Source organism: Rhizorhapis sp. (genome assembly GCF_035276005.1).
Taxonomy (GTDB): Bacteria; Pseudomonadota; Alphaproteobacteria; order Sphingomonadales; family Sphingomonadaceae; genus Rhizorhapis.
Window position 1 is genome coordinate 1 of record NZ_DATEMB010000011.1, and the last position, 24,357, is coordinate 24,357.

Genomic DNA, 24,357 nt, shown 5'->3' on the forward strand with positions numbered 1-24,357 from the left:
GAAGGTCGCAGGTTCAAATCCTGCTCCCGCAACCAAACTCACAGACCCCTGCCTCGGCGGGGGTTTTGTGCGTCTGAGCACTTGGCATTTGCGTCCGGCTAGGAAAGACATCGCATTCCGTTCGTCCCGAGTCCCTCGACTGCTTGCAAGGCAGGCGCTCGGGATCCTCAGCTTTCGCTGAAGTCGAGACACGTTCGCGCGGGGCAAGAGCCCCCAAGGCAGCGGGGTCCCTGCCTGCGCAGGGACGACGAAATCCCGCAGACACGGCCTTATCAAATATTCACGCAGAATCGCGGGACGGGGAGGGCGTTTCCCTTCCAGCCTCTGCGGCGCGGCGCTTGGCGATATTGCCTATTCTCCGCTTTGCGGCAAGCAGGTCTGGGGCATCAGGCTCGAACGCTTGCCCATAACCGTCGAAATGCCAATCGGTGGCTTCCTGATGTTCAGGATGCTGGGGTTCGCAGATGGCCTCAAGAAGGGCTTGGCGTTCTTGGCCGCAAACAGGCTGTCATCCGGCCATTCTGGATTTGGAATGCCGTACCGTCTACCTTCCAGCTCGAATTCCCAAAGGTGGTAATCGAGCTATCCCATAGCCCGCTAAATGACATCATGCAGCATTTTCGGGCTACCTTCGACATGCAGGTCGCCCCTGCGTAAGATCAGAGGATCGGTATCGGCCAGCGCGATGTGCCGGCGGGCGATAGTCTCTGTCATGCTGCCATGTTCACTAATGATGCGTCCGCTGTCCAGTTCCCGGCATTGAATTCGTCACATTGGAAGGTGGACCAGTTGCTGTTCCTAACGATGCCGGCGTTGCGCTGAAGAAGGAGTGAGTGTGACGTGCCGCTTGCGTCCCTGGCAGCCGAAATCGCCCGCGATCCGTCAACAACCTTGCGGGTCATCATGGCGTGACTCTGGCCAAAAAATCAGCGGTCGTCAGGAAGGCGGCAGGTCGTTTCGCCAGCTATACTATCAGCCGGGGATCTATTATGTGCGTGGAGTGGCACTTCGTATAACCGTTCCTGAAACCCCATCTGACGCTGATCGCGATGCGGTTATGGCTCCTCTGCGTGCCTACAACATCAGCAAAGCAGGTGATCCGGGCCTCCGCCCGGTAGCCATTCTGTTAATCGATGAGAATGAGAATGAAGTCGGCGGTCTTTGGGGAAAGACAGTCTATGACTGGCTTTTCGTAGAACTCCTGGCCGTGGCCGAAGAATATCGAGGACGAAATTTCGGAACTGCTCTGATGCTAGAGGCAGAAAGAATTGCGCGCGCTAACGGCTGCGTCGGTATTTGGCTTGATACTTACGAGTTTCAAGCACGGGGCTTTTACGAAAAGCTGGGATTTGAAGTGTTCGGGTCGCTCAAAGATCACCCTGTCGGCCACCGGCGCTTTTTCCTGCGTAAACGCTTCTAGTAGGGGCGGCTTTCTGCTTCATGGAGCGGGCAGACCGCCACCCCCTTTTCAAAGCTTCCCGTACTTCGCCTCAAACCCTGCAATATCCCCCCGCGCCAGATAACCCGCCTGGTCGACCCATTGGTCGCGGACCGCCCGGCCAGCGAAATTGCCTAGATGGCCGTCGATTCTCGCGATGTCGGCGGGGGTCCAGGCGGCGATTTGTTCGAAGCGGGTGATGCCGAGCCCGTTGAGTATCCCATTCACCTTGGGGCCGATGCCCTTGATCTTCAACAGATTGTCCGGTTCTCCCGCCGCAACAGGGGTGCTGGGCGCAGGCGCTTCTGCCTCGGTCACGGCCGCTGGCTGGACGGCCGGCGAAGGGGCAGGGACCGGCTCCGCTACCGGAACCTCACGCGGCGACACGACCGGCGAGGGGGAAGCGGCGATGCTCTTGTCCCGACTTTTGCCGCGCACCAGAAAGGCGACGATCGCGACCAGCGCCAGAATGATTAAGATCCAAAGCCCGTAAGTGGCGATAAAATCCTGCATCTTGCCTCTCCTTCCGCCTCAGTTTCGCTATGCCTTTGCTTCCCGCGCCACTTCCCGCCAGCCAATGTCGCTGCGGCAGAAGCCCGTCGGAAAGTCGATCGCCCGCACCGCGCCATAGGCGGCGGCCTGGGCCTGCGTCACATTGCCGCCCTTGCCCGTCACGTTGAGCACCCGGCCGCCTGCCGCCACCAATTGGCCGTCCTTCAGCGCGGTTCCTGCATGGAACACCTTCGCTCCATATTTTTCGGCCTCGGTAACGCTGCCAATGGCGCCGCCCTTGTCCGGAGTTCCGGGGTAGCCCTTGGCCGCCATGACAACGGTCAGCGCCGTGTCCGGCGAAAGCTTCACTGCACCATGCTCGGCCAGCCGTCCCTCTGCCGTCGCCAGCAACAGCGGCATCAGGTCTTCATCAAGGCGCATCATCAGGACCTGGCACTCCGGGTCCCCGAAACGGGCATTATATTCAATGAGCTTGGGACCCTGCGGCGTCAGCATCAACCCTGCATAGAGCACGCCCACATAGGGCATGCCCTCTTGCGCCATTGCTGTCACCGTGGGCCGGACGATCAGCTCCATGGCTTGCTGCTCCAGCCGCGGGGTCAGCACGGGGGCGGGGCTATAGGCACCCATGCCCCCGGTATTGGGGCCTGTATCGCCGTCGCCCACCCGTTTGTGGTCCTGTGCCGATCCGAATGGCAGGACTGTCTTGCCGTCGGTCAGGGCAAAGAAGCTTGCCTCCTCGCCGGTCAGAAATTCCTCGATCACCACTTCTGCGCCAGCCTCTCCGAAACCGCCGGAGAACATGTTACTGACTGCGTCCCGCGCCTCCTGTTCGCTCATCGCGATGACGACGCCCTTGCCCGCCGCAAGGCCGTCCGCCTTGATCACCACCGGCAATGAAAAATCGGCCAGCGCCGCGAGCGCCTCTGCCTCGCTGCGCGCGCGGACGTAACCCGCCGTCGGGATGCCTGCCCTCTGGCACAGATCCTTGGTGAAGCCCTTGGATCCTTCCAGTTGCGCGGCCAGTCGGGAGGGACCGAACACCGGCACCCCCGCCGCCCGCAGGCTGTCGGCAAGGCCATCCACCAGCGGCGCTTCCGGGCCGATCACGACCAAGCCTATGGCCTTTTCCGCACAGAAAGCCGCTACGGCGCCATGATCGGCGGCATCAAGCTCGACCAGTTCGGCATGTTCGGCTATTCCGGGATTGCCGGGCGCGGCATAAAGTTTTTCGAGCCTGGGCGATTGCGCCAGCTTCCATGCCAGCGCATGTTCCCGGCCGCCGCTGCCCAACAACAGGATGTTCATGCCCGATACGCCTTCCCAATATGATCCGTTCGACCCTTCCGGCAGGCTGTTAGCGGAGGATGTCGCCGGGGACAACGCGCCCGCGCTCAGCATCAGCGAAATTTCCGCATTGCTCAAGCGGACGGTGGAGGATCGCTTCGGCCATGTGAAACTGCGCGGCGAGATTTCCGGTTTCAAGCGGGCGGCGTCGGGCCATGTCTATCTGTGCCTGAAGGACGAGAATGCTGTCATAGACGGGGTCATGTGGAAGACCGGAGTCCAGCGGCTCGCTTTCCGGCCCGAGGACGGCATTGAAGTGGTGGTGACGGGAAAAATCACCACTTATCCCGGCCGGTCCAAATATCAGATCGTCATAGAGCGGATGGAGCTGGCCGGCGAAGGGGCGCTGATGCAGCTTTTCGAGCGGCTGAAGCAGAAGCTCGCTGCCGAGGGGCTGTTCGAAACCGCCCGCAAGAAGCCGCTTCCCTATATGCCCCGGGTGATCGGCGTCGTGACCTCTCCGACAGGGGCGGTGATCCGCGATATTCTGCATCGTCTGGAGGATCGCTGTCCAACGCGGGTCATCCTTTGGCCGGTGCTGGTCCAGGGCGAAGGGGCGGCGTTGCAGGTCGCTCGCGCGATCAGGGGCTTTGACGCGATCGGTCCGGGGGACGCCATTCCGCGCCCCGACCTGCTGATCGTCGCGCGCGGCGGCGGTTCGATCGAGGACCTGTGGGCTTTCAATGAGGAGCCCGTCATTCGCGCCGTTGCCGATTGCCGCATTCCGGTCATTTCCGCCGTAGGGCATGAGACGGATACGACGCTTTGCGATTATGCGGCCGATGTCCGCGCGCCAACCCCCACGGCGGCGGCGGAGATCGCGGTCCCCGTCCGGGCGGAGCTGATGGCCGCGGTGACTGAACTTGGCCTGCGGGCTGGCCGGTGCGCCAGGCGTTATCATGAACGCGCCCGGGAACGGCTGACCGCTCAGGTCCGGCTGATGCCGCGCCTGGAGGATTTGCTTCAGCCGCAGCGTCAGCGCACGGACGACCTCGCGGAACGGTTGCGCCGTGGCCTCTCTCACCGGTTGAGCGACGCCCGGCATGATCTCGCCGATGCATCGGGCGCGCTGCGGCCAGCGCTCCTCAGCCAGCGCCTCGTGAGGGAAAGCGCGAGATTGGACGCCGTCCGTCTGCGCCCGGAACTGCTCCGGCGCAGGCTGGATGACTCCGCAACGGCATTTGACCGGATGTGGAGGCTGGCGCTGTCGCTCGACCCCAAGCGGCCATTATCGAAGGGCTATGCACTGGTCATGCACGGCGACACACTGGTGTCCACGGCGGCCGCTGCCTGCGCGGCGGGGCATGTCACCTTGAAGTTCGCCGATGCGGATGTCGGCGCCGATATTTCCCCAACCCTTGAGAAACAGGCAGGAACTGCTACATCTAGGCCATCGGGTAAAAGGCCGGGCGCAAGCAAGAATGAGGACTCTGCGCGGCGGCAGCAGGATCTCTTCTCATGATGTCCCCCGCCTTGAGTGAGAAAAAACAGGGTATATGTCGATGTTGATGTCGAACCGCGACCGTCCGGCCAAGCTTCATTATATGGCCTATAATTTCCGGATGCTGTCGCCTGGCGACCATGTGGTCTGCGCAATCACGGGTGAAAAGATCCGCCTTGATGACCTGCGCTATTGGAGCGTGGAAAAGCAGGAGGCCTATGCCTCCGCAGAAATTTCCGTTCAGGCGGCCCTCAAAGACCGGACGGCATAAGGCTCGCGCGGGGCCGGTTCCCGCGCCATATTTGATCTAGGCGGACCTTGTCGCCTCCTGCTCCGCACGCCCTCAGCCGGGCGGGAGGTGCTTTGCCGTGCGCTCCGCCGCCCTGGGCCGCGGGCTGCCGAAAAATTCCCCCTTCAGTGGAAGCGCGGTCATTTCTTGTATCTTGAGGGACTGATGAGCAGCGGTGCGCGGCTTGTCAGAGACAGCCGCTCGTCGCCATCGGCGCGGGCGGCAATTGCAAGAATAGAATATAGGGTACGATTTTGACATGGGACTGGCTTCGTCCGCCGGACGCCGCTGAACGGGCATACCTTCCTTTGGAAAAATTTTCTCCAAAGAGGCGGGGGAACAGCATGAAGCTGTCCCGGGAGGTGGAGAATCCCATGAAATTTCCATTTCCTTTGAAAAAGTGGAACGAATCCGTAATGTTAAGCGTTCCCCATAATCCTTCCTGAATCCCTAAGCGACAGCTTCGTTTGGGGGTGGGAAGGCATGTTATTTTCATACCGATTTCCCTAAGGCGGAATGTTGCAAATTCGCTACACGGTCCCTGAAAAGCTACAGCTCCCCAGCATGTTCGACTTTACAGTTGTATAACAACTGCGCAACATCGCCCCTGCTCTTCAAGGTCTAATCCGGCAGAGAACCGGAACAGTTCGTCTTGGGGACAGAATATGGGCGGGTGCTCCACATCTCGCCTTATCCAGAGATAAGGGACTGGAACCGTGATCAAGACATCGAATTTCGCGCATCTGCGCGCAGGCGTTGCGCCCATGATCCTCGGCGTGGCGCTGCTTTCCACGAACGCGTACGGGCAAGAGGCGGCGGAAGACGCCGTCGAGACGGAAGGTCAGGCCATCATCGTCACGGGCACGCGCATCGCCCGCCCGGAACTGCAGGCCGCCACCCCTATCGCTGTCGTCAGCAGCGATGAAATTTCTCGAACCGGTCAAACCAATGCCTCGGAAATTCTGCGTCGCCAGCCAATTTTCTCCACCGGGATCAGTCAGGGCAACAGCAATTTCAATACAGCCGGAAATGGCCTTAATCTCTTGGATTTGCGCGGCTTGGGTACCAGCCGGACGCTGGTGTTGCTGAATGGTCGGCGCGTCGTTGCAGGACTTGGAGGCACCTCTGCCGTCGACATAAACATGATCCCCACCGATCTGCTTGAAAGAGTGGAGGTAATCACTGGCGGCGCATCGGCGGTGTACGGATCGGATGCAGTGGCAGGTGTGGTGAACTTCATTCTCAAAGACCGTTTTGAAGGTCTGGAATTGAGAGCCCAGTCAGGCATCAGCAGTCGCGGGGACAGTGCAAAATACAGAGTGAGCGGCACTTTCGGGACCAACTTTGCTGACGACCGGGGTAATGTCTGGGTGAACGCCGTTTATGACCAGGATGACGGGTTGCTTTCAGCCAAACGCAGCCGTTCCGCCACGGATTTTTTTGGACGCAGCTCCTTTGCTCCTCAGGGTTCCTTCAACCTCAATGGATCAATATTCGATATCACGGAACTTGATGACACACTGGGTGCGATCTACGGAAATGACTATACTTTCGACCAAGCCGGAAATCTGAAGCAGGGCTTCATCCAGAATGTAGACGGGTTCAATCGCAACAGCTTTAGGCGCCTTACGGTGCCGATTAAGCGTTATCTCTTCAATGCAGGGCTGAAGTTCGACATCGCGGACGACATCACCTTTTATGCCGAAGGAATGTACGGTCAGACCAAATCTGCTTCCAAGCTGGAGCCCTATCCGGCAGCGGGCGGTGATCCTGATGTGGACGGCGCGGGATCTATCGATGTCGCCGGAGGATTGGCCATCGATAATGCATTCATGCCGGCTCCGATACTTGCGGAAATTACGGCGCGCAACTCCGATGGCATCGCCGATAATGATGTCAGTTTCATCGCTTTTCGGCGCCGCCTTTCGGACATTTTCGACCGAAGCAATCGCAACAACCGAAAAATTTACCGGATAGCGGCGGGGGTCAAAGGCCAATTTGCTCAGAATTGGTCTTGGGACGTCTCATATGTATACGGAAGAACGCGGGATTTCACGTCTTCAGAAGCCGTCCCTACCGATCGCTTCTCCAATGCCCTGGATGCGGTCAATCTGGGAGGACAGATTGTCTGCCGAAGCGCCTCGGCCCGAGCTGAGGGGTGTCAGCCGCTCAATATTTTTGGCGCAAATACAGCCTCCCAAGGGGCGATTGATTATATCCGCAGGGGCGGGACTGTGGTCACGTCGTTATTGAGCACGATTGAACAACATGTCGCTACGGCAAGTGTAAGCGGCAGCCTTTTCAAACTGCCGGCCGGGGACGTGAAGGTGGCATTCGGCGCCGAATACCGTCATGAGAAAAGCTCGGACGACTGGGACGCCGACACGAATGTCGGCAACACTCTGGGTAATTTCACGCCGGACACCAAAGGTAAGTTTGACGTGAAGGATGTGTTTGGCGAGCTCTATGTCCCCATTCTGTCCGAAGTTCCGCTGGCCCAAGATCTCCATGTAGAAGGTGCTGCACGTTATGACGATTATTCCACGGTCGGCGGCGTCTTCTCATGGAAAGCGGGGGCAGAATGGGCGCCAACGCGCGACGTAAGATTCCGTGCCATGTATGCAGAAGCCAACCGTGCGCCGAACATTAGCGAACTATTCTCATCGCAGCAGGAAACTTTCCCAGGAACTACTACCCTCGACCCCTGCAACGGTGTGACAGCCACCCGGAACAATGAATTTGACGACGCCTGCCGGGCTATTCCTGGAATTGCTGCGGCAGTTGCCGGTGGCGGCACCTTCACCTATGCCCCGGCGGAAATTCAAAGCATAAACGGATTTGACGGGGGCAATCCTAATCTTAAGGAGGAAACCGCCAAGACCTGGACCGCTGGTGTAGTACTTACGCCCCAGTTCCTTCGCAATTTTACCATGACCGTCGACTGGTATCGCATCAAGATCACCGATGCCGTCAATACTCAACCACGCGAAGACACGGTTAAGGCATGTCTGGTTGACCCCAATTCCGCCGCTTGCGGAGGTCTCGTGACCCGCCTTGCCAATGGCAAATTGACCCGCATTGATGCGATCAATATCAATACTGGTGGATTCCTTACCAGCGGCATCGACGTGGTGGCTAACTATAAGCAGGAACTGGGCTCAGCGGGAGATCTGAACTTCCAACTGAATTACACCCGCTTGTTGAAGCATAAGCGTATTCCCTTCACCGGGGCTGAAGCCATCAATGAACTTGGCCAGTTGCAAGACGTGAATGGCGAACGTCTTGGGTCAGGGTTCAAAAACCGCTTTACGCTGGATACAATCTATGAAACGGGGCCCTTCCTTTTGAACTGGACCGTCCGTTATTTCGGGAAAATCAAGGACACAAAGGACCCTTCTACCGCACCTCCCGACGAATTTAATAATGTCGGCGATGTCTTTTATCATGATGTCCAGTTCCGCTATACTCTGGACCAGGAAAACCAAAAGGTCTTTTACATCGGCGTCGACAATTTGTTTGACCGGAAACCGCCATTCCTGCCCAACGGGCTCACATCTGCTGGCCTAATAGGCGGAGAAACAGCTCAAGAATATGATACTATTGGCCGGTTCATTTACGCTGGGGTAAACGTCAAGTTCTGATTTGACCCATTGGCAAAGGGCGGACCCATAAAACGGTCCGCCCTCATTTTTACCTCACCCCACCCCCAGCACCAGCGCCCCGTCGCCTTCCTCCACCGTAACGGTCGTGCCGTCCGGCACTTCGCCGCGCAGGATGAGGTCGGCTAGCGGGTCTTGCAGATATTTCTGCACCGCGCGCTTGAGCGGCCTTGCGCCATAGACCGGGTCATATCCGACGCGGCCGAGCCAGTTGCGAGCCGCTTCGGTCAGGTCGAGCTTCACCTTGCGGTCCTTGAGCAGCTTCTGCACGCGGCCGACCTGGATGTCGACGATCGGCCCCATATGTTCGGCGCCTAGGCGATGGAACAGGATGATCTCGTCGAGGCGATTGAGGAATTCCGGCCTGAAATGGGCGCGGACGATTTCCATCACTTGCGGCTCGACATCCTCCACCTTCTGCCCATCGCTCAGGTTCGAAAGAAATTGGCTGCCAAGGTTGGATGTCAGGATGATCAGCGTGTTGCTGAAATCCACCGTGCGGCCCTGCCCATCGGTCAGGCGGCCGTCGTCGAGCACCTGAAGGAGCACGTTGAACACGTCGCCATGCGCCTTTTCGACCTCGTCGAACAGGACGACCTGATAGGGCCGCCGCCGCACGGCTTCGGTCAAAACCCCGCCTTCCTCATAGCCGACATAGCCCGGCGGCGCGCCGATCAGGCGGGCAACCGAGTGCTTTTCCATGAATTCGCTCATGTCGATACGGACCATGGCGTTGCTGTCGTCGAACAGGAATTCGGCGAGCGCCTTGGTCAGCTCGGTCTTGCCGACGCCGGTGGGGCCAAGGAACAGGAAAGAGCCGAGCGGCCGATTGGGGTCCTGCAACCCCGCGCGGCTGCGGCGGACGGCGGTGGAGACGGCGCGCACGGCATCCTCCTGCCCGATCACGCGCTTGCCAAGCTCATCCTCCATGTTGAGCAGCTTTTCGCGCTCGCCTTCCATCATCTTGTCGACGGGGATGCCGGTCCAGCGGGAAACGACGGAGGCGATATCCTCGCTCGTCACTTCCTCGCGCAGCATCGCGCCCTGCGCGGCGCCCTGCGCCTCGGCAAGCTGGCGCTCGAGCTGCGGAATGGTGCCGTAGCTGAGTTCGCCCGCGCGGGCGAGGTCACCGGTGCGCTGCGCCTGCTCCAGTTCGATGCGGGCAGCGTCAAGCTGTTCCTTGAGCTTGGCTTCGCCCGCGATCTTATCCTTTTCCGCCTGCCAGCGCTGCGTCAGCCCGGATGATTGCTGCTCCAGATTGGCGAGGTCCTCCTCCAGCGCCTCCAGCCGGTCCTTTGAAGCGCGGTCGGTTTCCTTCTTGAGCGCCTCCCGCTCGATCTTCAACTGGATGATCCGCCGGTCGAGCGTCTCGATCTCCTCGGGCTTGCTCTCCACCTCCATGCGCAGGCGGCTGGCTGCCTCGTCCATCAGGTCGATGGCCTTGTCGGGCAGGAAACGGTCAGTGATGTAACGGTGGGACAGCGTTGCGGCGGAAACGATCGCGCCGTCGGTGATCCGCACGCCATGGTGAAGTTCATACTTCTCCTTCAGGCCCCGCAGGATGGAGACGGTGTCCTCGACCGTCGGTTCGCCCACGAAGACAGGCTGGAAGCGCCGCTGAAGGGCCGGGTCCTTCTCCACATATTTGCGATATTCGTCGAGCGTGGTCGCGCCGATGCAGTGCAACTCGCCGCGTGCCAAAGCGGGCTTGAGCAGATTGGACGCGTCCATCGCGCCCTCGCTCTTCCCCGCGCCGATCAGGGTGTGCATCTCGTCGATGAAGAGGATGATATCGCCTTCGCCCGCCTTCACCTCGTCAAGTACGCCCTTAAGGCGCTCCTCGAACTCGCCGCGATATTTGGCGCCCGCGATCAGGCTGCCCATGTCGAGCGCCATCAGCGCGCGGTCCTTGAGGGAATCTGGAACGTCGCCATTGGCGATGCGCAGGGCAAGGCCCTCCGCAATGGCGGTCTTGCCGACGCCGGGTTCGCCGATCAGGACGGGATTGTTCTTGGTGCGGCGGGCGAGGATCTGGATGGTGCGGCGGATTTCCTCGTCGCGGCCGATGACCGGGTCGAGCTTGCCCTCGCGCGCGGTAGCGGTGAGATCGCGCGCGAATTTCTTGAGCGCATCATAGCGATCTTCGGCGCTGGCGGTGTCCGCCGTTCGGCCGCCGCGCAACTCATTGATCGCGGCATTGAGCGCTTCGGCCTTGACGCCCGCACTGGCAAGCGCCTTGCCCGCCGCCGTGGTGGTGGCGAGGGTGAGCGCGAGCAGCAGCCGCTCGACCGTCACATAGCTGTCGCCGGCTTTTTGCGCGATCTGCTCGACCTGATCGAGCAGGCGGACGCTGTCATTGTCGAGGCCGGGTGTTTGCTGCGCGCCGCTGCCCGAGACCGCCGGGACCTTGGCGAGCGCTGCATCGGTCTCCCGCATGGCCGCAACGGCATCGCCGCCGCTCGCGCGGATGAGGCCGGATGCCATGCCCTGATCGTCCTCAAGCAAGGCCTTCAGCAGATGTTCAGGGGAAATGCGCTGATGGTTGAGGCGGATCGCAACGGTCTGTGCCGATTGGAGAAAGCCTTTGGCGCGGTCGGTGAATTTTTCGAGGTTCATAACAGCCCTGTTCCTTTCCGCATCCAGATAATGTTGTATTTATGCAACACAAGAGTGGGGGCGAAAAATGTTCTGCAACTGGATCATGCCGCTGACATAGCGGTTGCGCAGGGGCTGACCGCCGCTATTGTCCTCATCTAAATCCCTGCCGGACCAATGGTTTCGATCAATATAAGGATTTGACATGCTTCGCCCTCTGACCCTCGCACTCGCCGCCTCAGTTCTTGCAATGTCGGCATCCGTCGCCGCCGCGCAAGAGCCTGCACCGGTGGCGAAACTAATTTCGCAGGTCGACATACCCTATAAGGAATTCACCTTATCCAATGGCCTGCGGGTGATCGTGCATGAGGATCGGAAGGCCCCTATCGTCGCCGTTTCCGTCTGGTACAATGTCGGCTCGAAGAACGAGCCGGAGGGCAAGACCGGCTTTGCGCACCTGTTCGAACATTTGATGTTCAACGGGTCGGAGAACGCACCGGGAGACTTTTTCGAACCGCTGCAGCAAGTGGGCGCGACCGACTTCAACGGCACCACCTGGTTCGACCGCACCAATTATTTCGAAACGGTCCCGACATCCGCGCTGGACGTGGCGCTGTTCCTTGAAAGCGACCGCATGGGCCATTTGCTGGGCGCGGTGACGCAGGAAAAGCTCGATAATCAGCGCGGCGTGGTCCAGAATGAGAAACGCCAAGGCGATAATCAGCCTTATGGCCTGGTCGAATATGCGCAACTCGCCGCGCTTTTCCCGGCCGATCATCCTTATGGCCACAGCACGATCGGTTCCATGGCCGATCTCGACAAGGCGAGTCTTGGCGATGTGAAGCAGTGGTTCATCGACCATTATGGGCCGAACAATGCCGTGCTGGTGCTCGCGGGCGATATCGACGACAAGCAGGCAAAGCCGCTGGTCGAGAAATATTTCGGCGATATCCCCAAGGGCAAGGCGGTGCAGCCCGTGGCTGCTCCGGTCCCCACCCTGTCCGCCCCCAAGACTGAGGAAATGAAGGATCGGGTGGCAACCGCCCGCCTTTATCGCAACTGGATCGTTCCCGGCCTCAACGATCCTGATTCCCTCCCCCTCGAGGTGGGGATGAGCGTTCTGGGCGGCCTCGCAAGTTCGCGGCTCGACAATATCCTTGTCCGCGATGAGCAGATCGCCGTTCGCGTGACTGCGGACCTTCAGGAATTTGCGCAGCTCGGGATGGTGGAAATCACCGCCGATGTGAAGCCGGGCGTCAGCGTCGAAACCGTGTCGAAACGGCTGGACGCGATCATTGCCGACTTCATTGCCAAGGGTCCGACGGCGGACGAGGTGCAGCGCGTCGCGACGCAGACGGTGTCCGGGCGCATTGCGGGCCTTGAGCAGGTGGGCGGCTTTTCCGGCAAGGCAGTGGCGCTGGCGGAAGGGGAGCTTTATTCCGACGACCCTGAATTCTACAAGAAGCGCCTCGCCGCGCTCGCCACGGTGACCCCTGAAAGGGTGACCGCCGCCATGCAGAAATGGCTGCGCCGTCCGGTCTATGCCCTGCGTGTGGTGCCGGGGGAGCGGGGCGCTTATGAGGAGGCGGCGGCTTCGAAGGGCAGCCGCACCGGCGTGCTCTCTGCCCCGGCCTTCTACAAGGCCCCCGGCGACGACAGCGCCGGTTCTGCCGATGTGAAGGAACCGCTGGCAGCGGTGGACCGCAGCAAATTGCCGGAGGTGGGACCCACTCCCAATGTCGATTTCCCGGCGGTGGAAAGCACGACGCTGTCCAATGGCGTAAGGGTGCATTTTGCCCGCCGCGACACGATCCCGGCGCTCCAGCTTTCCGTGGTCTTCGATGCGGGCAATGCCGCCGACCCCCGGGACAAGCTTGGCACGCAATCGCTGATGCTGTCGCTGCTGAAGGAAGGCACCACCAGCCGCAACAGCATCCAGATTGCCGAAGAGCAGGAAAGGCTGGGCGCCAGCATAAGCGTTGGCGCGACGATGGACCGCACCAGCGTTTCCATGTACGCGCTGACGCCGAACCTTGCGCCCTCGCTCGACCTGATGGCCGACATCATCAAGAATCCGGCCTTTGAACCGCGCGAGCTGGAGCGCATGCGCGCGACCCAGCTTGCCAGGATCGCCAGCGAAAATACGCAGCCGATGAGCATTGCGCTCCGCACCCTGCCGCCGCTGCTGTTCGGCAAGGACCATCCCTATGGCGTCCCCTTTACCGGGACAGGCGATCCGGCGGCGGTGGAAAAGCTGACCCGCAACGACCTTGCCGGATTTCACAATAAATGGATCCGCGCCGACAATGCGGAGATCTTTGCCGTCGGCGATACCACCCTCGCCGAATTGAAGCCGCTGCTGGAGAAATATTTCGGCCTCTGGCGGATGACGCGCGACATGAAGGGTACCAAGAATTTCAATCTGCCAACGCCTGCGGACCAGCAGCGCATCATCCTCGTCAACCGCCCGCAATCGCCGCAGTCGGTGATCCTCGCCGGCAAGGTGCTGGACGCCAAGGGAACGGACGAGCTGGTGACGCTGCTCGCCGCAAATGACGTGCTCGGCGGCAATTTCCTTTCCCGGATGAACATGGACCTGCGCGAGACCAAGGGCTGGTCCTATGGCGTTCGCGGCAGCATCAACCGGGTGCAGCACAATGTTCCCTATATCCTGAGCGCGCCGGTGCAGGCGGACCAGACCGGCCCCGCCATCGCCGCGTTGAAGACGGACATGAAGGAGTTCCTGGGTCCCAAGGGCGTCACCCCGGCCGAGCTCGCCCGCACCGTCAACGGCAGCGTCCGGGAGCTTCCCGGCAGCTATGAAACCTCTGCGGATGTGATCGGACAGATGCAGCGCGACCGGCTTTATGACCGGCAGTTCGATTATGTCGAAGGGCTCGCCGGCAAATATCGCGCCATGACCGCCAAGGACCTTGACAGCGCCGCCCGCGCCGCAATTGATCCCGATAAATTCACCTGGGTGGTCGTGGGGGACAAGACCAAGGTCATGGGCCAGCTCGAAAAGCTCGGCATGCCCATCACCGTGGTTGAGGCCCCCGCAGCACCTCAACCCGCAACTTCGCCAGCAGGAGACCAATGATGGCAACAGTAGACGGCGCCTATGACTGTATCACCAAGACGCCCATGGGCGATCAGCCGTCCGTTTTCACGGTGATCAGCAATGGCGACAGCTTCCATGGCACCAATGCCGGGCCGCTGGGCTCGCTCGACGTCAAGGAAGGCAAGGTCGACGGCAACAAGCTGCGCTGGAAGATGGAGATGGTGGTTCCCATGCCCATGACCCTGGATGCCGAAGCCGTGGTCGAGGGCGATACGCTGACCGGCACGATCCAGGCCGGCGCCTTTGGAGCGATGGCGATGACGGGCAAGCGGCGGAGCTGAGGCACAATTTTGGTCAGAGCGAAAGCCCCTCTCCAGTGGGAGAGGGATACGGAGACTTAGAGCATCGTGCGCAAAAGTGGGAACCGGTTTTGCGCGAAAAACGATGCGACAACAAAGAATTAGAGCGCGCGCCCGCGTCAGATTAAACGCAGCGCTCTAGACAGGCGCAGCCGGTCTTAGGCGAAGTTGGGTGAGGGGTTCCACGCTACTGGTAGGGCACAATCCCTCACCAACTCCGGCTAGGTTGCAAAGCAGCCAAGCCTCCATATCCTCTCCCATTGGAGAGGAAAACACAGGGTCGGTTTCTCGTACATTGAAGCAAATATAACCGTCGCCCCTGTGCAGGGACGACGGCAATAAGATCGGATAGTGCGTCTCCTGTCCGCAGTAACAAAAAAGCCCGCCGATCCCTGGACCGGCGGGCCTTTTGCCAACGGCTGAATTTATTGCACCGTCACGGTCACCGCGCGGCGGTTCTGGGCCCAGGCGCTTTCGTCCGATCCAGTGGCGGCCGGCCGTTCCTTGCCATAGCTGATGGTGCTGATCCGCGCTTCGGGGATGCCGAGCGACACCAGATAATTTTTGGCCGCATTGGCGCGGCGCTCACCGAGCGCCAGGTTGTAGTCGCGGGTGCCGCGTTCGTCGGCATGCCCCTCGATGGTGACGCGGACATTGGCATTGGCCTGCAGCCACTGCGCCTGGCTCTGCAAGGTCGCCTGATCCTGGGCGTCGATGTCATATTTGTCGGTGTCGAAGAAGACCCGGTCCGACGACACGCTGGCCATGAAGTCTTCCTGGCTGCCCTTGACCGGACCGGAGGCCGGCGGGGTATAGGGGGCCTGCTCGGACTGGGCCGGGGCAGGGGGAAGCTCGGGCGGCGCCTTCTTGGCGCAGGCTGCCAGCGCCAGGATGGACGTGGCAATCAACATGTGGCGGGTTATTCTCGTCATCATTTTCTCCCTTCGAACTAAAAAAAGAACAACGCCCCCCGGAAATTGGGGTGATGGTCAATGCAATTTGTTACGCAGTCAAGATGAATCGGTTCCCGCCGCTCATGGCAGCAGCGGGCCCCAGGCCGGATCGGATCCGTCGATCGGCGTCGGCAGCTTGCGTTCATTGACGCCGGTCAGGTCCACCTGCCAGATTTCGGACTTGCCCGACCGTCCCTGGCTGGTCCGGAAAAACTGGATGACGCGGCCATTGGGTGACCAGGTGGGCGCCTCGTCCTGCCAGCTATTGGTCAGCAGCCGCTCCCCGCCGCCTGATGGCGACATGACGCCGATGCGGAAATTGCCCGCAATCTTGGTGAAGGCGATCAGGTCGCCGCGCGGGCTCCATTCTGGCGTCGCGTAGCGGCCCCCGCCAAAGCTGATGCGGTGCTGGTTTGAACCGCTGGCGTCCATCACATAGACTTGCTGCGATCCCGAACGGTCGCTTTCGAACACAATCTTGCTGCCGTCAGGCGAAAAGCTGCCCCCCACATCGATGCCGGGCGTGTTGGTCAGGCGCTGTGGCGTGCCGCCGGTGGCGGGAACTTTGTAGATATCGGTATTTCCGGCCACCGCCATGGAATAAAGAATGGTCTTGCCGTCGGGCGACCAGCGCGGTGCAAAGGTCGGGTTGCTGCTTTCGGTTACCAGCCGCTGCTTGCCGGTGCCGATATTATAGACATAGATGCGCACCCGTTTCCCGATATAGCTCACATAGACGATCGATCCATAATCGGGAGAAAAGCGCGGGGTGAGCGCGATGCTCTGGCCGTTGGTGATGAAGCGGTGATTGGCCCCGTCGCTGTCCATGATGGCAAGGCGCTTGGTCCGGTTCTCCTTGGGGCCGCTTTCAGCGATATAGGCAATGCGGCTGTCGAAGAAGGGCGATTCCCCGGACAGGCGCGCATAGATAGCATCCGCGCACTTATGCGCCGCCCGCCGCCATTCGCGTGGAGCGATGACATAGCCGGCGCGGGTCAGCTCCTGCTTCAGCGCCACGTCGTAAAGATAGCAGCCGACCGTCAACTCGCCATTGGGATTGGCGCGGACAAAGCCCTGAACCAGCGCTTCCGCATTGGTGCTTGTCCAGGTCGGGAAGTCCGGCGCAGTGACCTCGGGAAAGGTGATCTGCTTGACCCCCGCGGGGCCCATCGGCCGGAACAGGCCGCTGCCGCGCAGGTCGGACGCAATGACTTCCGCAACCTGCCGCCCCAGCACCGTGGTCGCCCCCGCGGGCGTTTCGACATTCTGGTCAGTGGGCATGGCCGGGACGGCTATGCGGAGATCGCTATCGATCTCTCCTGTCACATCGACAGAAAGTTGCGCATTTGCGGATGTGACGGTGAACAACACCGCGCCTGCCAAAAGCGAACCAGCCAGCTTCTTCATCATCATTGTGCTTTCCTCGCATAAACTCGAAGTGGACTGAGCCAACGCCATTCGTTGTAATATTCAACGGGCAGGTTGCGGAATGGGGAGGCTTGCAGAACCGCCTGCACGGCCCGTTCCTTGTAGAGCGCAACTTGCGGCCTGTTGTTTTCGGTTTCGCCCTGGATATCGATGACCTCCGGCGTCCCGACGACAGCGCCGTTACGGTCGAGCTTCACGTCCAGCAGCGCCACCAGTTTCTCCACATCCGCGCCGGAAGGAAGGCGCAGATGAGGATAGATCTGGCTGCTGATCACGGCGTTGAGGCTCGCCACCTGCGCGCTGCTCATCTTTTGCGCGGGTGGCGTGACAGCGGTGCCGGTCGATCTTTCTGTCTGAATACCCTTCAGGAAATCATCGCCAAGGCGCGATCCCCGCGCCTGCTTTTCGGGCTTCGGCTTGGCCTTGGGCGCTTCGGGCTTGGCTTCCGACTTTTTGGGAGGCGCGGGTTTGGGCTTCACCTTTTCCGCAGGCTTGGGCGCGGGGGCGGGTTCCGCCTTTTTGGGAGGCGCAGGCACGGGCTCGGGTTCCGCCAAGGGCTTCGGCTCTGGCGCTGCCTCCTCGGTCGGACCCAGTTCAGGGGCCTCACTTGCGCGCATTTCCTCCTCGGAAATTTGCGGCGCGGCCATTTCCATGCCCACCTTGTCGACCAGCGTCACCTCAATCGGCGGCGTACGAAGCTTCAGCGGATTGGGGGTCGAAAGAAAGCCGACCGACAGCACACCGAACAGGAGCACATGTCCCGCGGTTGCGATGCCAAGGCCGATTTTCTCAGCGCGCTCCATCGTCTGCTTTTTCTAGCTCTGGCCTGATGAATCAGTGCTGACAAGCGCGACGCGGTTAAGGCCCGCCCGGTTGAGCTCGCCCATCACCAGCATCACCTGGCCATAATCCAGCACCCGGTCCGCGCGCAGGTAGACCTGCGGGGCCTCGCCGCCATTGCCTTTCTCCTGCTTGATCTGCTCCAGCACCTGCGGAAGGTCGGACATGGGCGTTTCGACGTCATTCACATAGACGCGCCCGTCGGCATCGAGAGACACCTGGACCGGCTCCTGGCTCTGCTCCAGCGCCTTGGCCCGGTTCTCCGGCAGGTTCACCGGAACGCCGGTCACCAGCAGCGGCGCCGTCACCATGAAGATGATGAGCAGCACCAGCATGACGTCCACCAATGGCGTCACATTGATGTCCGCCATGGGCGTGCGGCGGCGGCCATGACGGCCGGAGGGAAGCCCGCCCATCACCATTAGAGACGACCTTCCGATCCGTTTGCCCTGCGCCTGTCGAAGGGCCTTTTTTTCTGCGAAGAAAAGGATTGGGCTTCGACAAGCTCAGCCCGAATGGAATGATAGGGAAGGACTGTCACCGGCTCGCCTCCAGTTCACGGCTCAGCGTCGTGTAGAACCCATCGGCAAAGCGGTTGAGCCGCGCTTCCAGGCGATTGATGCCATGGCTGAAGCGGTTATAGGCCACCACCGCCGGAATCGCTGCGAAAAGGCCGATGGCCGTGGCGAACAGCGCCTCGGCGATGCCGGGGGCGACGACGGCAAGGCTGCTGTTATTCTCCGCTGCGATCGAGGTGAAGCTGCGCATGATGCCCCAGACGGTGCCGAACAGGCCGACAAAGGGCGCGACGCTGCCTACGGTCGCAAGGACGTTCAGCCGGTCGGAGAGGTGATCCACTTCGAACGCCACCGCCGCGCTCATTGCCGTTGACAGGCGGTCACGCGTTCCCTCCCGGTCGACGGCCGGACCCTTGGTCGACCGCCGCCATTCCTTGACGCCTGCGGCAAATACCTTCGCGCTTGGAAGATGCGACCGGTCATGCAGGTCGTAGAAACGGTCGATATCGTCGGTCCGCCAGAAATCCTGCTCGAACTTGTCCGACGCCTTTTTCGTCTTCGACAGCTTGGCGGCAAAGCTCAGGATGATCGCCCAGGTCCAGATGCTGGCGAACAGCAGACCCAGCATGACCAGCTTCACCACCACGTCGGCCTGCATGAACAAGGCGAGCGGCGATATCGTCGCGGCCTCGGTCATCAGGGATATTGACGGAAGCGATGCACTCATAAGCTGATATCTTCCCCTTTCTGAAGACGTGTAAAAATGTCGATCCAGGCTTTTGGTTGCCGCTGCGGCCGGCCGCCGGGCGATAAATAGGCTACGGTCACTTCACCGTCGGTCAGTATCTGGCCATCGCACATGACTGTCTGATGAATGCGGCAGCTCGCGGGGCGGATTTCCATGACCTTGCTGACGATTATCAGTTCATCGTCCAGCCGGGCAGGGCGCTTGTAGCTGATGGTAAGGCCGGTGACGGCATAAAAGCCATCCCCCCGGTCATGGCTGCCGCGCTGGTCGATGCCCGCCAGACGCAGCATGTCCGACCGCGCCCGCTCCATATAGCGCAGATAATTGGCATGGTAGATAAGGCCGGAAAGGTCGGTATCCTCGAAATATACGCGCACTGGAAACTCATGCATGCCGTCCCGGAACCGGCCGGTTGCTGGCTTCAAAGGAACGGGTGCATGCATGCGCATTCACTAGCGGGCGGGGGACTCGTCGCAAAGCATTATTGTTCGTTCCGGCGCGTTAATCGAACAGCCGGTCTTGCAGGAAAGAGGCATTCAGCCGAAAGAATTAGGATAGAAGCGCGGCCTGCACACCAAAATCCGCTCGGCCGGAGCCTGTCGAAGGCCACGCCTTTTCTTGAAGATGGAAAGGGCCTTTGAAAGGCTTAGAGCGCGCTGCGTTTAATCTGACGCGGGCGGGCGCTCTAATTCTTTGTTGTCGCATCGTTTTTCGCGCAAAACCGGTTCCCACTTTTGCGCACGATGCTCTAGCCCAAGTTGCTTTCCATCAATCGAACAACCCGCCCTGATCCAGATCGGCGGGCGGGACCAGTCCCAGATGTTTCCATCCCCGGCCATTAAGGCATCGTCCCCGCGCCGTCCTGGCAATAAGGCCAAGCTGGATCAGATAGGGCTCGATCACCTCTTCGATCGTGTCGCGCGGCTCCGACAGCCCGGCCGCCAGCGTCTCCACGCCCACCGGGCCGCCGCGATAGATGTCGGCGATCATGTGGAGATAGCGGCGGTCCATCGCGTCCAGGCCCAGATTGTCGACCTCCAGCCGGTTGAGCGCTGCGTCTGCGGTTTGCGCATCGACAATGGCCGCGCCCGCCACATTGGCAAAATCCCGCACCCGCCGCAGCAGCCGTCCGGCAATGCGCGGCGTGCCGCGGGCGCGGCGGGCGATTTCGTGCGCTCCGTCCTCTGCGATGGCGAGGTCCAGCAGCCCGGCTGCGCGGCGGACCACCATTTCCAGTTCTTCGACCGTGTAGAAATTGAGCCGTACCGGGATGCCGAAACGGTCCCGCAAAGGCGTCGTCAACAATCCCTGGCGAGTCGTCGCGCCGACGAGCGTGAAGTGGGGCAGGTCGATGCGCACCGAGCGGGCGGACGGCCCCTCGCCGATCATCAGGTCCAGCGCCCGGTCCTCCATGGCAGGGTAAAGCACTTCCTCGACGGCGGGATTGAGCCGGTGGATCTCATCGACGAACAGGACATCGCCCTCATCCAGATTGGTGAGCAGCGCGGCAAGGTCGCCTGACTTGGCGATCACAGGCCCCGACGTGGCGCGAAAGCCCACGCCCATTTCCCTCGCCACGATCTGCGCCAGCGTGGTTTTCCCAAGGCCGGGTGGGCCAAAGAACAGCACATGATCCAGCGCCTCGCCCCGGCTTTTCGCGGCCTCAATGAAAATCCGCAAATTTTCCCGCGCCGCCTTCTGCCCCACAAATTCGCCAAGCGTCTTGGGCCGCAATGCTGCGTCCGCATCTTCGGCGCGGCGGGCGGGGGTGATAAGGCGGTTGGCGTCGGTCATTACCCGTTCCTAGCCGCTTTCGCCGCCGGGCTGAACGGATTATTTCCCCACGGCTGGCGCTTCATTTCCTCGCCCTTCTGAGCTCCCGCTTTGCATCGCGGGCATGGTGGATGATCCTGATGACCAGCACCACATTGTTGTCAGCCCGATAGAATATACGGTGGCGGCGATGCACCAGGCAGCGAATATTCTTGCCTAGTTCCGGATGTGCTGCGCCGGCAAGCGGATGATCGCGTAGTAAGTCAAACGCCTGGACGAACCCCCGCGAATATTCATCCGATACGTCATCGCCAAATTGTTCGGCCCCATATTCGTCGATCGCGGCCAGGTCGGCTTTGGCGGTAACTGTAAAGCTGATTTCAGCCACGTCGCGCGCGACGTTCGGCGATGATATCTTCAATAATTGTCTTGGGATCGTCCGTCAGCACCCCGGACGCCAAGCCCTCAGCGATCATGTCGCGTAGCCACTCTGTTTCGCTCATCGCCGCATCCTGGTCGCGGCGCAGCAAATCGCGAACATAATCGCTGGCGCTGCTGTAACGCCCTTCGGCGACGCGGGAGTCAACCCAGTCCTTGAGGATTGGGGGCACGGATACATTGAGCTGAACCATAGGATATTTATAGAAATCTGCGCGAAATTGTCAATATGATGCTATTTCGCCGCCTTCTTCAGCGCCAACCTGACCAGCGCATCCAATGTCGCATCCCTTCCCAATTCTTCCTCAGCCGCCGCCACCGCGGCACTTGCTTCAGCCGGACGGAAGCCGAGGTTCTGAAGCGCCGAAACGGCATCGGCGGCATGGCTGCTCGCAGGCGCAGCGGTCGAGCCTGCCGCCATGCCCGGTCCGATCACCGCAGCGCCGATCTTGTCCTTGAGTTCATTGACGATCCGCGCGGCAAGCTTTGGTCCGACGCCATTGGCGCGGCCGACCATCGCCTTGTCGCCGGTTGCGACGGAGCGGTGCAACTCGCCCGGCTCCAGCGCGGAAAGGATCGCGAGGGCCAGCCGTCCGCCGACGCCCTGAACGCCGGTCAAGAGGCGGAACCAGTCCCGCTCCTCCGCGCTCGCAAAGCCCATCAGCCGAATGGAATCCTGGCTGACCAGCATCTCGGTATAGACGGTGCAGGCTTCCCCTACGGGCCCCAGCGCCGCCAAAGTGCGCGAGGAGGCGCCGACCAGATAGCCCACGCCCTGAACATCGATCACGGCATGATCGATCCCCGTACTGTCCAGCAAACCCTTGAGTTTTGCGATCATCGTCCCCCCATCCTCCGCGCGCTCGCTACATGATGCGCATGGGTGATCGCGACCGCAAGAGCATCGGCCGCATCCGCGCCCGCTATTCTTGCGCCGGGCAGCAGCCGGGCGACCATGGCGTGCACCTGCTCCTTGCCGGCATTGCCCACGCCGACGACCGATTTCTTGACAAGCCGCGCCGCATATTCGCCCACATCCAGACCAGACCGCGACGCGCCGAGCAGCACAACCCCACGGGCCTGTCCAAGCTTGAGCGTCGATTGCGGGTTCTCATTGACGAACACCTCCTCCACGGCGGCGCTGTCCGGGCGATGCTCCAGCAAAAGGTCCGAAAGGGCAAGGTCCAGCGCCAGCAGGCGGCGGGCAAGCGGCATCTTGCTGTCGGTCTTGATCTGGCCATTGGCGATATGGGACAGCCGGTTGCCATCCGCTGCGATGACGCCCCAGCCCGTAGTGCCAAGGCCGGGGTCAAGACCCAAAATTATCATGAGAACATCCGTTCGTGTCGAGCGAAGTCGAGACACGTTTGTGTCAGGCCAGCGTCCCTCGACTTCGCCAGGGACGAACGGATGTCACCCTCTGTTTTAACCCAGCTTCTCCATCACGGCATCGGGCACTTCGTAATTGCCCCAGACGGTCTGCACATCATCATCATCGTCCAGCGCATCGACGAGCTTGAGGAGCGTTGCGGCATTCGCCTCGTCCACTTCGACAGTGGTCTGCGGCCGCCATGCCAGCTTCGCGCTTTCGGCCTCGCCGAGCACGCCTTCCAGCGCCTTGGCGACTTCGTGGAGCGAGTCCATGGCCGTCCAGACTTCATGCTCGTCTTCGTTGGACACGACGTCTTCCGCGCCAGCCTCAAGGGCGGCTTCAAAAATCTTGTCAGGGTCGCCAGCCTGCGCGGGATAGGTGATGAGGCCCATCCGGTCGAAACCGTGGCTCACTGCGCCGCTCGCGCCCAGATTGCCGCCATTTTTGGAAAAAGCCGTGCGGACATTGGTGGCGGTGCGGTTGCGGTTGTCGGTCAGCGCTTCGACGATCAGCGCCACTCCGCCCGGACCATAGCCCTCATAGCGGATTTCCTCATAATTTTCAGCGTCGCCGCCCGCTGCCTTGTCAATGGCGCGCTGGATATTGTCCTTTGGCATGGACTGCGCCTTCGCCGCATTGATGGCAAGGCGCAGGCGCGGGTTCATGTCGGGATCGGACAGGCCCATCTTGGCCGCCACGGTGATTTCGCGGCTGAGCTTGGAGAACATGGCCGAGCGCTTCTTGTCCTGAGCGCCCTTGCGATGCATGATGTTCTTGAATTTACTATGACCGGCCACCGGGCCCGCTCCTGCTGCTATCTTTGGGTGAAATGATCGGGCTATCTAGCCTTGGCGGGGAAGGGTTGCAACATCTCCTCCGACTAGCAAGCAAGGGCGGGGAGTATGCCCGCCGCCCGCCAGCTGGACGGGAACCGTCACTCCAGACCCAAGGCCGCCTTGTAAGTCTCCAGCAATGCTTCGGCTTCCTGCCGCGCATGGGCCTCCATCTTCCTCAGGCGGACTATGGCGCGCATCGTCTTGGTGTCATAGCCATTGGACTTCGCCTCTGAATAGACATCCTTGATGTCGTCGCCGATGCCTTTCTTTTCTTCTTCCAGGCGTTCGATACGCTCGATGAACAGGCGCAGCTGGTCGGCCGCGACATTGCCTTCGCTCATTATGGTCTCCGTCAGATATGCAGGACCGGGACCGGCCCCCCGATGAATCAGTCGCCAAGCCTCTAATGGCTTCCGGCGTTCTTCGCCACGCTTTCCTTCATCCGTTCAAGCTGTTCGGGCGTGGCTTCGGCCTGATATTTCGCCTTCCACTCGGAATAGGGCATGCCATAGACGATTTCCCGCGCCTCTTCCCTGGTCATCGATCCGTCCGCTTCCGCCAGCCAGTCGGCAAGGCAATTGCGGCAAAATCCCGCAAGTCCCATGAGGTCGACATTCTGCGCGTCGGTGCGGTGCTGCAATTGTGCGAGCAATCGGCGGAAAGCCGTTGCGGCGGCGGCATCATTCATTATGCTATTGGGCAATTCGGTTCTCCTTGTTGTGCAGCTGGGAAATTAGCCACCTTTTTAT

Annotated in this window: 23 protein-coding genes; 6 read left to right on the forward strand and 17 right to left on the reverse strand. The window is 60.8% G+C overall.

What is annotated here, in order from left to right; all coding sequences use genetic code 11:
* The first annotated feature begins 835 nt into the window (after positions 1 to 835).
* Positions 836 to 1,420: a GNAT family N-acetyltransferase gene (locus tag VJS46_RS03465; protein WP_324057954.1), complete on the forward strand. Its 585-nt coding sequence runs from the start codon at positions 836 to 838 to the stop codon at positions 1,418 to 1,420.
* A 48-nt stretch (positions 1,421 to 1,468) separates the two neighbouring features.
* Here the strand turns inward: VJS46_RS03465 and VJS46_RS03470 are convergent, their stop codons facing one another.
* Entirely contained in the window at positions 1,469 to 1,951 is a 483-nt protein-coding gene (locus tag VJS46_RS03470) for a hypothetical protein (RefSeq protein ID WP_324057955.1), read from the reverse strand.
* A 27-nt stretch (positions 1,952 to 1,978) separates the two neighbouring features.
* Complete coding sequence (gene purD / locus VJS46_RS03475) at positions 1,979 to 3,259, reverse strand: phosphoribosylamine--glycine ligase (protein WP_324057956.1); 1,281 nt, start codon at positions 3,257 to 3,259, stop codon at positions 1,979 to 1,981.
* Here purD and xseA point away from each other — a divergent pair.
* The 3 genes from xseA (at position 3,258) to VJS46_RS03490 (ending at position 8,669) form a co-directional block, all read left to right on the forward strand.
* Entirely contained in the window at positions 3,258 to 4,760 is a 1,503-nt protein-coding gene (gene xseA, locus VJS46_RS03480; RefSeq protein WP_324057957.1) for an exodeoxyribonuclease VII large subunit, read from the forward strand. The two genes, purD and xseA, sit on opposite strands and share 2 nt — an antisense overlap.
* 40 nt (positions 4,761 to 4,800) lie before the next feature.
* Complete coding sequence (locus VJS46_RS03485; RefSeq protein WP_324058074.1) at positions 4,801 to 5,010, forward strand: DUF2093 domain-containing protein; 210 nt, start codon at positions 4,801 to 4,803, stop codon at positions 5,008 to 5,010.
* Between the two features lie 734 nt (positions 5,011 to 5,744).
* A complete protein-coding gene (locus VJS46_RS03490; protein ID WP_324057958.1) occupies positions 5,745 to 8,669 on the forward strand; it encodes a TonB-dependent receptor plug domain-containing protein in 2,925 nt (974 codons plus the stop codon).
* A gap of 54 nt (positions 8,670 to 8,723) precedes the next feature.
* On the opposite strand, the gene clpB is transcribed toward VJS46_RS03490, so the two are convergent.
* Positions 8,724 to 11,303: an ATP-dependent chaperone ClpB gene (gene clpB, locus VJS46_RS03495; protein WP_324057959.1), complete on the reverse strand. Its 2,580-nt coding sequence runs from the start codon at positions 11,301 to 11,303 to the stop codon at positions 8,724 to 8,726.
* A gap of 184 nt (positions 11,304 to 11,487) precedes the next feature.
* Here clpB and VJS46_RS03500 point away from each other — a divergent pair, with 184 nt between their 5' ends.
* Together VJS46_RS03500 and VJS46_RS03505 are read left to right on the forward strand one after the other, a co-directional pair.
* Positions 11,488 to 14,382: a pitrilysin family protein gene (locus VJS46_RS03500; RefSeq protein ID WP_324057960.1), complete on the forward strand. Its 2,895-nt coding sequence runs from the start codon at positions 11,488 to 11,490 to the stop codon at positions 14,380 to 14,382.
* Positions 14,382 to 14,684, forward strand: coding sequence for a hypothetical protein (locus VJS46_RS03505; protein WP_324058075.1), 303 nt, complete (start codon positions 14,382 to 14,384; stop codon positions 14,682 to 14,684). Before VJS46_RS03500 ends, VJS46_RS03505 begins: the two co-directional genes overlap by 1 nt.
* A gap of 443 nt (positions 14,685 to 15,127) precedes the next feature.
* Here VJS46_RS03505 and pal read toward each other — a convergent pair whose 3' ends face one another.
* The 14 genes from pal to VJS46_RS03575 all read right to left on the reverse strand — a co-directional run bounded on the left by pal (position 15,128) and on the right by VJS46_RS03575 (position 24,296).
* Positions 15,128 to 15,637: a peptidoglycan-associated lipoprotein Pal gene (gene pal, locus VJS46_RS03510; RefSeq protein WP_324057961.1), complete on the reverse strand. Its 510-nt coding sequence runs from the start codon at positions 15,635 to 15,637 to the stop codon at positions 15,128 to 15,130.
* Between the two features lie 99 nt (positions 15,638 to 15,736).
* The gene (gene tolB, locus VJS46_RS03515) at positions 15,737 to 17,065 is read right to left on the reverse strand and encodes a Tol-Pal system beta propeller repeat protein TolB (protein WP_414707961.1); all 1,329 of its coding nucleotides are present in this window, start codon (positions 17,063 to 17,065) and stop codon (positions 15,737 to 15,739) included.
* Positions 17,065 to 17,886, reverse strand: coding sequence for a cell envelope biogenesis protein TolA (locus VJS46_RS03520; RefSeq protein WP_324057962.1), 822 nt, complete (start codon positions 17,884 to 17,886; stop codon positions 17,065 to 17,067). Before VJS46_RS03520 ends, tolB begins: the two co-directional genes overlap by 1 nt.
* 12 nt (positions 17,887 to 17,898) lie before the next feature.
* A complete protein-coding gene (tolR, locus tag VJS46_RS03525) occupies positions 17,899 to 18,345 on the reverse strand; it encodes a protein TolR (RefSeq protein WP_324057963.1) in 447 nt (148 codons plus the stop codon).
* A gap of 115 nt (positions 18,346 to 18,460) precedes the next feature.
* Entirely contained in the window at positions 18,461 to 19,168 is a 708-nt protein-coding gene (gene tolQ, locus VJS46_RS03530) for a protein TolQ (protein WP_324057964.1), read from the reverse strand.
* Complete coding sequence (locus tag VJS46_RS03535; protein WP_414707960.1) at positions 19,165 to 19,632, reverse strand: YbgC/FadM family acyl-CoA thioesterase; 468 nt, start codon at positions 19,630 to 19,632, stop codon at positions 19,165 to 19,167. Before VJS46_RS03535 ends, tolQ begins: the two co-directional genes overlap by 4 nt.
* A 325-nt stretch (positions 19,633 to 19,957) precedes the next feature.
* On the reverse strand, positions 19,958 to 20,983 hold the full coding sequence (gene ruvB, locus VJS46_RS03540) for a Holliday junction branch migration DNA helicase RuvB (protein WP_324057966.1): 1,026 nt from the start codon (positions 20,981 to 20,983) through the stop codon (positions 19,958 to 19,960).
* Positions 20,984 to 21,044: 61 nt separating this feature from the next.
* Complete coding sequence (locus tag VJS46_RS03545; RefSeq protein ID WP_324057967.1) at positions 21,045 to 21,350, reverse strand: type II toxin-antitoxin system RelE/ParE family toxin; 306 nt, start codon at positions 21,348 to 21,350, stop codon at positions 21,045 to 21,047.
* On the reverse strand, positions 21,343 to 21,594 hold the full coding sequence (locus tag VJS46_RS03550) for a type II toxin-antitoxin system ParD family antitoxin (RefSeq protein WP_324057968.1): 252 nt from the start codon (positions 21,592 to 21,594) through the stop codon (positions 21,343 to 21,345). Before VJS46_RS03550 ends, VJS46_RS03545 begins: the two co-directional genes overlap by 8 nt.
* 41 nt (positions 21,595 to 21,635) lie before the next feature.
* Entirely contained in the window at positions 21,636 to 22,241 is a 606-nt protein-coding gene (ruvA, locus tag VJS46_RS03555; RefSeq protein ID WP_324057969.1) for a Holliday junction branch migration protein RuvA, read from the reverse strand.
* On the reverse strand, positions 22,238 to 22,729 hold the full coding sequence (gene ruvC, locus VJS46_RS03560) for a crossover junction endodeoxyribonuclease RuvC (protein ID WP_324057970.1): 492 nt from the start codon (positions 22,727 to 22,729) through the stop codon (positions 22,238 to 22,240). Before ruvC ends, ruvA begins: the two co-directional genes overlap by 4 nt.
* A gap of 96 nt (positions 22,730 to 22,825) precedes the next feature.
* Positions 22,826 to 23,569 carry a YebC/PmpR family DNA-binding transcriptional regulator gene (locus VJS46_RS03565; protein ID WP_324057971.1) on the reverse strand — a complete coding sequence of 248 codons (744 nt, stop codon included), beginning with the start codon at positions 23,567 to 23,569 and terminating at the stop codon, positions 22,826 to 22,828.
* Positions 23,570 to 23,706: 137 nt separating this feature from the next.
* On the reverse strand, positions 23,707 to 23,949 hold the full coding sequence (locus VJS46_RS03570) for a DUF2312 domain-containing protein (RefSeq protein WP_324057972.1): 243 nt from the start codon (positions 23,947 to 23,949) through the stop codon (positions 23,707 to 23,709).
* Positions 23,950 to 24,011: 62 nt separating this feature from the next.
* Positions 24,012 to 24,296, reverse strand: a complete 285-nt coding sequence (locus tag VJS46_RS03575; RefSeq protein WP_414707962.1) for a DUF1244 domain-containing protein — start codon at positions 24,294 to 24,296, stop codon at positions 24,012 to 24,014.
* Between the last annotated feature and the right edge of the window lie 61 nt (positions 24,297 to 24,357).